The organism is Streptomyces coeruleofuscus (assembly GCF_039532725.1).
Classification (GTDB): Bacteria; Actinomycetota; Actinomycetes; order Streptomycetales; family Streptomycetaceae; genus Streptomyces; species Streptomyces coeruleofuscus.
The window spans coordinates 168,958-181,486 of record NZ_BAAASE010000005.1 but is presented as its reverse complement, the minus strand read 5'-3'; the positions used below and the strand labels follow the sequence as shown (position 1 = coordinate 181,486).

Sequence of the window (12,529 nt, the reverse complement as noted above, 5' to 3'; positions counted from 1 at the left end):
CATGATTGAGGTTCTAGCGTGTCGCCTACTCGATCATCTGACGATGGGAAACACGTTCGTGATCCTCGTGACCGGAGCCACTGGAAACATAGGCAGTGCCCTGCTGAAGGAGCTGCACGCACGCGGTGTCGGGCCGCTGAGAGGGCTCACCCGTGATGCCGCACGGGCCGTCTTCCCCCAAGGGGTCGAGGCCGTGGAGGGCGACGTCGCAGACCCGGCGTCGATGAAGCCCGCGCTGGAGGGGGTGCGCTCGCTGTTTCTTGTGTCGCGTCTGGGCTCGGACGCCGACATCCTCGAAGCCGCCCGGCAGGCGGGAGTGGAGCACGTCGTGCTGGTGTCGTCCATCACCGTCCAGACCCACCCGCACCTCGGCCCCGCCGACGAGAACCTGGCGGTGGAGCAACTGCTCAAGGAAACCGACATGGCCTGGACGATCCTGCGGCCGACGCAGTTCGCGTCGAACGCCCTGATGTGGGCTGCGTCCATCCGTGGCCGCGAGACCGTCCGCGCGCCGTACGCCGAGACCGCGCTGCCGACCATCCACCCCGCGGACATCGCATCGGTGGCACGGGTGGCACTGACGGAGCCCGGCCACCACGGACGCACGTACGCCTTGACCGGGCCAGAGCCGATAACCGCCCGACAGCAGGTCGAGGCCATCGCGGCAGTGCTGGGTCGGGAGGTTCCCTTCGCCGAGATCAGCCGTCGGCAGGCCCACGCGCAGATGGTCGCGGTCTTCGGGGTCGAGGCCGCGGACGCGGTGCTCGACGTCACTGGTGGAGACGTCAACCCCGGGCTGCTGATGGTGCGCGACACGGTTTCTCAGGTCACCGGAACGCCGGCTCGCCCGTTCCGGCAGTGGGCTTCGGAGAACGCCGACGCCTTCCGTTGAATCGCCAGGGCCTGAGCACGTTCATCCGTACCCAGGTGCGCATTTTCAGGAGTACGCCGACATGGGGCTCCAGTTCGAGGAGCTTGGCCCGTCCTGGCCATTGCTTGGTGCAGTGGGCTCTCTTGCGGGTCCGGTTCGGTGACCTCGGCACTGGTTGGGCCGGATGCCCCAACCAGTGCCCCCCGTGCACTCGTGCGGTCTGCGGCCGATGCGCTGCCGAAGCAGTTCGATCCCCCGTCGTGCCCCGCTGCGACAGACAGATCGGCAGGGTCCTCGGCCGGCGCGGGTACCGGCGCTGTCGCCGTGGCCCTGCGCCGAGACCTTCAGGCGTCATGGGCCCGGGTGAAACCGCCCGCAGAGTGGTCATGTTCGAGCGCAACTGCCCCCGGCCGGCACGCCGGGTTCGCGGACCAACGCCTCGAGGGAGGCAGATGAGGGTAGGGATGAACAGTTTCTTCTTGTGGCCATTGAACGACAACGAGTGGCAGTACGCGCTTCTCGCGGAGGACGTTGCCTCGCGGTACTGCGGTGCCCTCACTCCTTCGGAGACGAGTGTGCCGGAGTCGGTGTGGATGTCATGGCCGGCTGGCTCAGCAGTTGTTCGATGAGGCGTTCCTTGGCCAGGGCAAGGTGGCGCCGGTAGGTGCCGTAGGGCACCCCCAGTCGCCGGGCGGCGGCCTTGTGGGTACGCAAGGCCGTGATGTAGGTGGCGGTGAGAGCCTCGTGGGCTTTGACGCCCGCCGGGTCAATCTGTATCGCGTCCAGGGCGGTGGTGATGGCGCCGCGCAAGTCCGAGGTCGGGTCGGGTGAGCCTGGCGTCACGAGGTGGGAGTGCAGCAGGACGCTGGTCGCGAATTCGCGTGGGGTGTGCCACGTGCGCAGCGCCTCGAGCACGCCTTCCTCGAACACGGCGCGCGGCAGCTGGTCGCCTGGGCCACTCGTGGATGCGGGTGCGGGCCATGTTGCTACGGGCGTGACCGCGGTGCGAGCCCGGTTTTGCACCCACTGTTCCACTGTCTGGCGTCGCCAGTCCCGGCCGAAGACGTGCTGTCGCAGGCCGCCGACGTCCACGGCCGCGACCTCCGGCATCCCGGCCTCGGCGAGGTAGCGTCCCCACCGGTCGGCGTCTTCGAAAACGGTGAAGGTCACCGCGCGTCCGTGGGTCCTCATCTCCTCGGCGATGGTGCGCCGGCTGATGAGTTCCATCAGGGGTGAGGGCCGCTGGTGCCCGCCGGTTGCACCGCGAAGCGGCGGATGCCCAGGTGCTCGCCTGGTCTCAGGGGAGCGGCCGCCTCCACGAGGTCCCAGACTGCTGCGATCACCGGGTCCTCAGCGCGGTCCTCAGGCAGCGGTGCGTCCAGCCGCAGGATGGCCATGAACGACACAGGTGCGGAGGAGCCCGCGTAGCGGTGGACGCGGAAGGCCTCCGGCTGGCGCCGCAGCCAGTGTGCGACCGCGGCTGCCGATGCCGGGCCCTCGGCCTCCTCGGCCATGCGCAGCACGCCGGGCACGTCTTCGGAGCGGAGAGGAGTGTCCTCGATATGGGGGTGCGTCCGGTAGTTGTACAGGTTGTCCGGGCCGTCCTGGTCGCGGAAGAGGAACATCCATTCCGCGACTCGTAAGAGCGCGTCGTCGGCGGTGGCGGAGCGTACGGCGTGCAGGCCGGCGAGGGAGATGCGCAGGCGGACGTCGTCGTAACGCTCGGGGTCTCGCCAGCGCAGGTCGGCCTCGAGGGTGGCCCGTACCGCGTCGTGCGGGTGCAGCCCTTCGGGCGTGGCCTCGATGTAGGGCAGCTGGCGCAGCCAGGGGAACACCGTATTGGTGTCCTGGTCACCCAGTACTTTGCGGAGCAGGGGCTCGCGGGTGACGTAGGCCTGCGCGACGACTTCGAGGGCACGTCGGTGGACGGCGCTGGGCAGGTCGCCGACCAGCCGCTCGACCAGGGTCGTCAGGATGTCGCCGGTGGGGTACCACGGTGTGCCGGGTGCCGCGGCGGGCACGGAGGCGGCCAGCGAGAGGGCGAGCGGGCTGCCTCCGGCGAAGGCGACGAAGGCGCCGCGCTGCTCAGCGGGGACACCTCGGGCGGCGAGCAGGGCGTGGGACTGGGCGGCGTCGAGCGGCCGCACGGCCAGTGCGGTGAACAGTTGCGCCCATCCGGGGTCCAGCGACCAGTCGGCGTCGGGGGCGACTCTGCTGGCCACAACGACGATCGCATGGTCGGCGAGCCGCAGCAGGAAGATGTCGCGCAGCCACGCCTCCAGTGGCTGGCACTGCTCGAAGGTGTCGATGAGCAGCACCGTGCCGGGTTCGGTGCACGCCGGGGCGGCGACCTCCTCGAGTCGGCGCGGATCGGCGTCGAGGAACCGTCCGTCCACGTGCACCACGCGGCGGCCGGTGAGCTCGGCCTGCCGGGCGGCGTAGCGCACCAGCGAGGACTTGCCGATGCCGCCGGGGCCGTGCAGGTAGGCCACGAGCGGGGCGTGCGCCGCGCCCGACAGCATCAGGTCGAGCACCGCCCGCTCTGGTTCCCTGCCCACCAGGGCTCCGGCTCGTGCCGCGGCCAGTCGGCCCGCCAGTCCCGCCGCTTCCAATCCGGGCCCCTTTCGTCAGGCCTATCTTGCCGTCGAAGAACGGATTGCTGAAGCGCTTTCGACGTGGGTGGGACCGGGCGCGGGCAGCGCGACGGGACGGAGAGCGCTGCTCGCATGTGTGCAGCACCGACTGGACGTCGTCCGGTTGCTACGCGACGGTCCCTGTCCTCGTCGTGGCTCGCCGATTCTTCCCACTGGCCCCACGTTGATGAGCGGGACGTGTCGTTGTCCCTTCTGCGTGGCCTGGTCGAGTCCCTATGCTCCGCCTTTACGGCGGCGAGGCGCGGCCGAGCGAGACGGCATTGAGCGCATGTGGTCGCGCACCGGCGCCAGCAGGCCGGCGAGAGCCTCGACGTCGTCGCGCGAAAGCGGCTCGAACAGCAGGCCGCTGACTACCTCGACGTGACCCGGCAGTACCTTCGCAAGCAGCGCACGCCCGGCATCGGTGAGGGTGACGGTGATGCTCCGCTCGTCGTCCGGCGAGGGAGCGCGGACGACCAGGCCCTCCTTCTGGAGCAGATCTACCTGGTATGTCAGGCCGCTGCGGCTGTAGACGACGCCGTCGGCCAGGTCGGTCATGCGGTGGCTGCCCGTCGGCGAGTCCCCGAGGCGGGCCAGCAGCTGGAACTGCACATAGCTGAGATCGCCGGCCTCGCGCAGCTGCTGCTCGACGGCATGCCGGAGCAGGCTGGTCACCTCGATGAGGTCGAAGTAAGCGCCGAGCTGCACGGGGTCGAGCGACGGCGGTGAATCAGGCATGACCGAAGTCTACTGCTTCGAATTCGAAGCGTGTTGGGTGCCGGCTTCCAGTTACCGCAGGCGGCGCTGGAACTGAACTTCTCCGCGTGTTCGATGCCATCCCGGCTGCGTGTATTGGACCGGGCGTGAGGTCTCACGGGTCTGATGTCGTGACCTCGCGCGCGCACGGTGTGGGCAGTGTTGGGCCCGGCTGAGCACCGCAGAACATGGAGATCGGGCAGTGGTGCGGCGCAGGGTTGCGAGCAGAAGGACGGCGCCGCCGCCCACAGATATCGAGGACCGGCCAGGAACTTCCCTACCTCGCGCACCGTCGTCCTCGGCCCTCCCCGCTGACGGCACGGCAGCCCGGCCGCGAGGAGGAGGAAGCCATGAAAACGATGCCGGGATGAGCACCGCCGCGTGGAGCCCGGTGTCTCTGGCCGTCCTGTGCGCAGGCGTCGGCTACGGACACCCGACCCGCTTGCTCGCGGACTGGGTCACGGAGGCCGTGTGCCGGTCACTGGCGGCCGGTCGCGCGCGCGCCGAGGTGGAGGTGCTGGAACTGCACCGGCCGGCAGTTGACCTCGCCCAGCACTCCGCCCACGACCGCGTCAGCCTCGACCTGCGGGAGGCGATCGCGGCGGTCGTGGCGGCCGACGGGCTCGTGGTGGCGACCCCGGTGCTCGCCGCCTCCCCGAGCGAGGTGTTCGACTCGTGCTTCGCCGCCCTCGGGGACAAAGTCCTCTCCGGCATGCCGGTGCTGCTGGCGCTCAACAGCGGCTCCCGCTGGCAGCCGCCCGACCTCGCGCAGGTGCTACGCAGGCGGCTGACCAGCGTGCACGCCGACCCCGTGCCCACGATCGTCGCCGACCCCGCCGACCCCGCCGACCCCGCCGACTGGCCGGCCACGGCTCACAGCGACGCGGCACGGCTGCGCACCTGCATCGACCAAGCCGCCGCCGAACTCGCCGTGGCGATGCGCTCGCACCGGCAGTGACCGACACCACTTGCTTCGAATTCGAAGCAGAGGTACCGTCGTCACAGTTGCTTCGAATTCGAAGCAACTTCCATCGCAGTGAAGGTGAGAACCGAAATGAAGGCAGTGCGTTTCCACGAGTACGGCGACCCCGACATCCTGCGCTACGAGGACGTGGAGCAGCCCGTCCCCGGCGCGGGGCAGGTCCGGATCCGCGTCGCCGCGACGTCGTTCAACTCCGTCGACGGCAACATCCGCGGCGGCTTCATGCGCGGCCCCATCCCGGTGGTGCTGCCGCACACTCCCGGCATAGACGTCGCCGGCACCATCGACGCGCTGGGCGAGGGCGTGGACGGCATCGCGGTCGGTGACGACGTCATCGGCTTCCTGCCGATGGACGGGACCGGCGCCGCCGCGCAGTACGTCCTCGCGCCGGCCGAGGTCCTGACACCGGCACCCAAAAGCGTTCCCCTGCCCGACGCCGCCGCGCTGCCACTCGTGGGCCTCACCGCGTGGCAGGCGCTGTTCGACCACGGCAAGCTGACGGCCGGGCAACGCGTGCTGATCAACGGCGCCGGCGGAGCGGTCGGCGGCTACGCCGTGCAGCTGGCCAAGGGAGCCGGGGCCCACGTGATCGCCACGGCCAGCCCGCGCAGCAGCGAGGCGGTCACGTCGGCCGGCGCCGATGAGGTCATCGACCACACCACCACCGGCGTGAGCGCGGCGGTGACCGAGCCGGTCGACATCGTGCTCAACCTCGCGCCGGTCGACCCGGCCGAGCTGGCCGCGCTCGTCACACTAGTCCGTCCGGGCGGGGTCGTGGTGAACACGACGGTATGGATGCCCGCGCCCTCCGACCAGGAGCGCGGTGTGCGCGGCATCGACCTGTTCGTCCGCAGCGACGCCGACCAGCTGTCGCAGCTGGTAGCGCTGATCGACCGCGGCGAGCTGCGCGTCGACGTCGCCGAGCGGGTGCCGCTGGCCGAGCTGCCGGCGCTCCACGCCCGGGCCGCCGGAGGCGCGGTGCACGGCAAGGCCATCGTCGTCCCGCCCGCCGCCTGACGCCGATCCTCCGCCGAAAGGAAAGGGCCATGGCACTCAGTTTGGATCCCGAAATCGCCCAGGCGCTGGCCCCCATGGCCGGTGCGATGGCGGACGCCACACCACCGGCCGTGGGGGACATCGCGGCGCGGCGCGCCCTGTGGGAGCCGATCATCGGCGCCGCGGGAACGGCCCAGCCGGTTCCGGCCGACGTCAAGACCAGCGAGCACTACGCGACCGCCGACGACGGCGCGCGGATCACCATGCGCTGGTACACCAAGGACGGCGCGGCGCCGGGCCCGGCCGTGCTGTTCTTCCACGGCGGCGGATACATCTTCGGTCACATCGACCTGTTCGACGGGCCGCTCGCCCGCTACGTCTTCGCCAGCGGCGTGCCGATGCTGTCAGTCGAGTACCGCCGCGCCCCCGAGCACCCCTTCCCGACCCCGCTCGAGGACGCCTACACCGCACTGCGCTGGCTGCACGAACACGCCGCCGAGTTCGGCGTCGACCCCGACCGGATCGGCGTCATGGGCGACAGCGCCGGCGGCGGCATCGCCGCAGCCGTGTCGATCCTCGCCCGCGAGCGCGGCGGCCCGAAGATCGCCCGCCAGATCCTCATCATGCCGATGCTCGACGACCGCACCACCACCCCCGATCCACACATCGCGCCCTACCTGCTGTGGTCCTACGACGACAGCCTCACCGCATGGCCGGCCCTGCTCGGCGAGGCCGCCGGCGGGCCCGACGTCCCGGCCACGGCGGCCCCGGCCCGGCTCGAGGACGCGACCGGCCTGCCGCCGGCCTACATCGAGGTCGGCCAGCTCGACGTCTTCCGCGACGAAGACACCGCCTACGCCACCAAACTCAGCCGCGCCGGCGTGCCGGTCGAATTCCACCTGCACCCCGGCGCCCCGCACGAGTTCGACTCCATCGCCTTCACCTCCGACGTCGCCGGCCGCGCCATCGCCGACCGCATCCGCGTCCTCAAGTCGATCTGAGCCGGCACCGAGCGCGCTCACCCCGTACCGCAGGAGGGGTGTGCAAGCGCTCCACACAGGTGGCCCCTCGCCCCGTTGCCCGCCGCGATGGGGCGCCTCGGACACCATCAAGAACCCACTGAAGCACCGCGCGGCCGGGCCGGACTCCCACTTCGGGCAGCATGCGCAACGACGGCCGGGAGACTCCCGGACTGCATGAGACCCGCCCAGCACCTGATCCTCACCTGACTGACCTTTGAAGGAGACGATTCCGATGATCCCCGACGACGACCCGTCCCGCTCGCTGACCGTGGCGGACCCCGACGACCCCGGCACGACGTACATCTCTCTGGTGGGCAACACGTACGCCATGCTGGTCACCGGCGAGCAGACCAACGGCCGGTACTGCCTGATCGACATGCGCGTCCCCGACGGCGGCGGCCCGCCGCCGCACCGCCACGACTTTGAGGAGATGTTCACGATCCTCGAGGGCGAGATCGAGTTCACCTTCCGCGGCGAGAAGCACACCGTACGGGCCGGGACCACGATCAACATCCCGGCCAACGCCCCGCACAACTTCCGCAACGCTTCGGGTGCGCCGGCCCGCATGCTGTGCATGTGCACCCCCGCAGGCCAGGACGAGTACTTCACGCGCATCGGCGATGTCGTCGCGGGCAAGGACGCGCCGCCGCCACAACTGTCGGAGAACGAGCTCGCGGAGCGCCGCCGCCGCGCGGCCGAGTTGGCCTCGACCTACCGGAGCGAGTTCCTGTGACTCGCAGGGCCGGCAAGCCCGGCACCGGTGGCGATAGGACACGTTCCTCCCTGGCGTGATCCGTGCCAGCCAGCACGAGGCCGGCCCGGTTGAGGGGGGCTCGGCATGCGCACACCCACTGTGTGCGTGAGACCACCGGATCGTCGCGCCGTTGGCACTGCCCCGCCTGGGCAACGCGCCACTGTGCAGTCGGTTACCGGCTCTTTGATACGGACGGCCGGTGACTTGTCCCAGACTGTTGGTGACATTGAGTAACCATGTGCGGATGCCGACGGGGCAATGGCGCGCTGCGACGCAGGCCGGCCAGCACCGAACCAGCACGCCACCAACCCCGTGCTGGTTCCGTGCTGACTTCGAGGGCCGGAGTCATAGAAAACCGCAGGTCCTAGCCCCGAACGAATGAGTTGTCGTACCACTCGATGGTGGTGCCGATGAGGCTGGCCGTGACGATGTGTTTGAGGCTGGCGGGGGGGGGGGCGGTCGCGGGGGAGGGCATCGGCACCACTTCCTGGCGGTTGGCGGGGACGTTTTCGTGTCGCCATACCGTAGGAATCCGCAGGTCAGGCGCACATGTGGCGGGGTAACATAGTTCTGGGGTTGGCTATGCGTGTGGCCACCATGCCGGCTCATGGAAAGGCGGTTCAGGAGCTCGATGGCGGTCGAAACGCGTGCCGTTCGGGACGCGTGGTTCGGGGTGATTTGACGGGGCGGTGCTGACTCCCGTGCTGGTTTGGTGCTGACTACGCTGCGTTGAAGCCGGTCATCTGGAGCCGATCGGGCAGTAGCCGTCACCTGGTCCTGCGTGAAGCTGAGGCGTGGGAGCACGAGGGACGCCTCGATGGGTGTACCGCTGTACTGGTGAGAGAAAGCCATCGCGTTTGAGCGCAGCGTTGTGAAGATCGGCTGGATACCGCAAGACGGGCTGTTCTGGCCGGCGACGAGGCGGCGTCCGTTCGTATCGGGGCACCTGAACTCCTGCGGGTAGTTCGGTCACCGCGGAGGGTCTGACCAACCGTCGAAGCGGTAGCCGGCACGGCGGAAACTTTCGAATGTGGTCCCTACCGGTCGACAGAAGACATCCCATGACTCGACGCTTTGGGGTATGGATCGCAGACATTTTCTCGCGCTGTCCACCACAGCCGGAGCGGGCGTGGCGGCCCTCACATCGTCCGGCGGCGCGTATGCCGCCGAAGGAACTGGCGCCGACCGGACGCCGCCACAGGATGCCGCCGCAGCCGATCAAAAACCGGATGAGTTCGTGCTCTGGTATCCCCGGCCGGCCTCCGGGTGGCTGGAGGCACTGCCCATCGGCAACGGGCGGCTCGGCGCCATGGTCTTCGGAGGCACGGACACCGAACTGCTACAGCTCAACGAGGACACCGTGTGGGCAGGCGGTCCCTATGAGCCGGCGAACCCCAAGGCTCTGGCCGCCCTTCCCGAGATCCGCCGGCGCGTCTTCGCCGGCGAGTGGAGCGCCGCCCAGACTCTCATCGACTCGGACTTCCTCGGAGTCCCGACGGGTGAATTGATGTACCAGACGGTCGGCAACCTGCGGATGGCCTTCGCAGCGGACAGCGAGGCAGCGGACTACCGGCGCACGCTCGACCTCGACTCAGCGGTCACCTCCGTCCGGTACAGGCGGGGCGGGGTGACGTATCACCGCGAGACCTTCGTCAGCCACCCCGACCAGGTGATCGTCATGCGGCTGACGGCTGATACCCCGGGGGCCGTCTCCTTCGCGGCGGCTTTCGACAGCCCTCAGACCGTGACTGCGTCTTCGCCCGACCGGATCACCATCGCGATGGACGGAACCGCGCAAACCCGTGAGGGCATCAAGGGACAGGTACGGTTCCGGGCCCTGGCCCGCGCCCACGCCGAGGGCGGGACGGTCGCCAGCGGCAGCGGGAGCCTCGAAGTCACCGGAGCCGATGCCGTCACCCTGCTGATCGCGATCGGCACCAGCTACACCAACTACCAGGACCCGACAGGCGACCACGAGGCACGCGTCGCTGCCGCGCTCAACGCCGCGTCGGCCATGCCCCATGCCCGGCTGCTGCGACGCCATGTCGCTGACTACCAGAAGCTGTTCCGGCGGGTGGACATCGACTTCGGCAGGACCGATGCCGCGGAACTGCCCACCGACGAACGCGTAGCGAGGTTCGCCACCGCCGCCGACCCGCACCTGGTGGCCCTGCACTTCCAGTACGGGCGCTATCTGCTGATCTCCTCGTCACGGCCCGGAACCCAGCCCGCCAACCTCCAGGGCATCTGGAACGAGTTACTCAGTCCACCTTGGGACTCGAAGTACACGATCAACATCAACACCGAGATGAACTACTGGCCGGCCCCGGTGACCAACCTCATGGAGTGCTGGGAACCGGTCTTCGACATGCTGGCGGACCTGTCTGTCGCCGGTGCGAGAACGGCCGAGGTGCAATACGGCGCCGGCGGTTGGGTCACCCATCACAACACCGACGCCTGGCGCGGCACGGCCCCTGTGGACGGCGCGTTCTGGGGCATGTGGCAGACCGGGGGAGCCTGGCTGTCCACCGGCATCTGGGAGCACTATCTCTTCAGCGGCGACAAGCAGGCGCTGCGTCGCCGCTATCCGGTACTCCGCGGCGCGGTGCGGTTCTTCCTCGACACCCTGGTCACCGATCCACGCACCGGGCACCTCGTCACCTGCCCCGCGGTCTCCCCGGAGAACGCCCACCACCCGGACGTGTCCGTGTGCGCGGGGCCGACCATGGACAATCAGATCCTGCGCGACCTCTTCGACGGATTCGTCAAGGCATCGCACTTGCTCGGCGAGGACCGCGCCATGCGGAACGCGGTCCGGGCCGCACGCGGGAAGCTGCCGCCCATGAAAGTCGGTGCCCAGGGGCAGTTGCAGGAGTGGTCGGAGGACTGGGACGCCACCGCGCCCGAGCAGCAGCATCGACACGTCTCCCATCTGTACGGTTTGCACCCCAGCAACCAGATCACCAAGCGGGACACCCCCGAACTGTTCGCAGCGGCCCTCAAGACACTGGAGCAGCGCGGAGACGCGGGTACGGGGTGGTCCCTCGCCTGGAAAATCAACTTCTGGGCGCGGCTGGAGGACGGGGCACGCTCCTACAAGCTGCTGACCGACCTGCTCACCCCCGAGCGCACCGCGCCGAACCTCTTCGATCTGCATCCGCCTTTCCAGATCGACGGCAACTTCGGGGCGACGGCGGGCGTTGCGGAGTGGCTGCTGCAGTCCCATGCGGGTGAGCTGCATCTACTGCCTGCGCTGCCTCCGGCGTTGGCGAACGGACGGGTGCGCGGTCTTCTCGCGCGAGGCGGCTTCGAGCTGGATCTGAAATGGCGCGAGGGCGCGTTGCAGGGCGGTGAGTTGCGTTCCCGCTCGGGCAATCGGGCGCTCGTGCGGTCTGCGACCCGGTTGAAGGTAACCGCTCACGGGCGCCCCGTCCCAGTACGGCACCCGGAGCCGGGGGTGCTCGAGTTCGAGACGCGGGCGGAGACGAGGTACCGCTTGACGGCCGTCGACTCGGCAGTTCCCCGGTGAGTCGTGGCTGTTACGGATCTGCCGGCGTAGTCGGCCATAGGTATGACACTGGCCCGGGGTGGAACGGTCTTGGTGGACGTCTCTCTGTCTTGGCCCCTCTGCGGTGGAGCGGTGCCGGGCACGAGGTGCCGACACCACGTCCGGCTGTGGGACGTGGCGGCGGGTCGGCGACCTGACGCAGCTCCGAGGGCTGCAAGCCGAGGTGGTCATCGAACGCAGCATCGACGCGGGGACGGGCACCGAGACCGACGCGGCGAGCTTCGGTGACGCAGCGGCCGGTCGCGTTCCGGTCGCGACCGATGGTCCAAGGCGGGGGACGCGGCGGTCTGGATGGGAAGGGCGCGACCAGCTGCTACGGTGCCGGTCACCCGACGGTAGGAGCGCCCAGCAGATCCTCCAAGCCGGCCGATACCCCCGCCATGAGGTCACGCCGCGGGTCGATGAGCCACTGGAGCTGGAGACCGTCCCACATCGCGACCAGGGCCGCCGCGATCAGTTCGGGCTGCCTCCGGTTCGAGATGCGACCCAGGTCCTGGTCCCTGGCTACCGCGGTCGTGAAAGCGGCGACGACCCGCTCGTACCTGTCACGGAACCACTCGTGCGCCGGGTGGTCTGGAGCGGAGGCCTCCGCGGCCATCAAGGCGAGGAGCCGCAGCATTTCCTGCCTTTCCAGGTTGCGGCGGACGTACCGCAGGACCGCGTAGACCACACCCTTTCCCTGGCTGTCCGACTCGAAGGAGTCGATGCTCGCGGAATCGGCGTTCTCGAGGACGGCCACGAGGAGCTCGCTCTTGCTGGGAAAGTGGTGCACGACGCTGGTCAGGCTGAGGTCGAGCTGCTTGGCGATCTCCCGCAGGGACCCTCCCCGGTAACCGCGAGCCGCGAACACAGCGGTGGCTGAGGCGACGATCTCGACCCTGCGTTGTGCGCTCTTGGCGTATGGGCCTCGGCGAGTGGCCGGACGGGCCGCCGTCTTCTCGGTCATG

10 protein-coding genes are annotated in these 12,529 nt (G+C 69.4%); 6 read left to right on the top strand and 4 right to left on the bottom strand.

The window, feature by feature from the left end:
- Positions 1-58 precede the first annotated feature (58 nt).
- The gene (locus ABFX81_RS20315; protein WP_086852827.1) at positions 59-892 is read left to right on the top strand and encodes an NAD(P)H-binding protein; all 834 of its coding nucleotides are present in this window, start codon (positions 59-61) and stop codon (positions 890-892) included.
- A gap of 534 nt (positions 893-1,426) precedes the next feature.
- On the opposite strand, the gene ABFX81_RS20310 is transcribed toward ABFX81_RS20315, so the two are convergent.
- From ABFX81_RS20310 to ABFX81_RS20300, 3 genes are all read right to left on the bottom strand, one after another.
- Positions 1,427-2,098 carry a hypothetical protein gene (locus ABFX81_RS20310; RefSeq protein ID WP_346138441.1) on the bottom strand — a complete coding sequence of 224 codons (672 nt, stop codon included), beginning with the start codon at positions 2,096-2,098 and terminating at the stop codon, positions 1,427-1,429.
- Entirely contained in the window at positions 2,098-3,429 is a 1,332-nt protein-coding gene (locus tag ABFX81_RS20305) for an AAA family ATPase (RefSeq protein WP_346138440.1), read from the bottom strand. Before ABFX81_RS20305 ends, ABFX81_RS20310 begins: the two co-directional genes overlap by 1 nt.
- 309 nt (positions 3,430-3,738) lie before the next feature.
- Complete coding sequence (locus tag ABFX81_RS20300; RefSeq protein ID WP_086852808.1) at positions 3,739-4,242, bottom strand: MarR family transcriptional regulator; 504 nt, start codon at positions 4,240-4,242, stop codon at positions 3,739-3,741.
- A gap of 385 nt (positions 4,243-4,627) precedes the next feature.
- On the opposite strand from ABFX81_RS20300, the gene ABFX81_RS20295 reads away from it, so the two are divergent.
- The 5 genes from ABFX81_RS20295 (at position 4,628) to ABFX81_RS20275 (ending at position 11,543) form a co-directional block, all read left to right on the top strand.
- Complete coding sequence (locus tag ABFX81_RS20295; protein WP_086852806.1) at positions 4,628-5,218, top strand: NAD(P)H-dependent oxidoreductase; 591 nt, start codon at positions 4,628-4,630, stop codon at positions 5,216-5,218.
- 96 nt (positions 5,219-5,314) lie between these two features.
- Positions 5,315-6,259 (top strand): zinc-binding dehydrogenase, encoded by a 945-nt coding sequence (locus ABFX81_RS20290; RefSeq protein WP_086852804.1) that lies wholly within the window; start codon positions 5,315-5,317, stop codon positions 6,257-6,259.
- A 29-nt stretch (positions 6,260-6,288) separates the two neighbouring features.
- A complete protein-coding gene (locus ABFX81_RS20285; RefSeq protein ID WP_086852802.1) occupies positions 6,289-7,239 on the top strand; it encodes an alpha/beta hydrolase fold domain-containing protein in 951 nt (316 codons plus the stop codon).
- Between the two features lie 253 nt (positions 7,240-7,492).
- Positions 7,493-7,993 carry a cupin domain-containing protein gene (locus ABFX81_RS20280; protein ID WP_346138439.1) on the top strand — a complete coding sequence of 167 codons (501 nt, stop codon included), beginning with the start codon at positions 7,493-7,495 and terminating at the stop codon, positions 7,991-7,993.
- Between the two features lie 1,102 nt (positions 7,994-9,095).
- On the top strand, positions 9,096-11,543 hold the full coding sequence (locus ABFX81_RS20275; RefSeq protein WP_086855390.1) for a glycosyl hydrolase family 95 catalytic domain-containing protein: 2,448 nt from the start codon (positions 9,096-9,098) through the stop codon (positions 11,541-11,543).
- Positions 11,544-11,907: 364 nt separating this feature from the next.
- Here the strand turns inward: ABFX81_RS20275 and ABFX81_RS20270 are convergent, their stop codons facing one another.
- Positions 11,908-12,528, bottom strand: a complete 621-nt coding sequence (locus tag ABFX81_RS20270; protein WP_086855394.1) for a TetR family transcriptional regulator — start codon at positions 12,526-12,528, stop codon at positions 11,908-11,910.
- Position 12,529 lies beyond the last annotated feature (1 nt).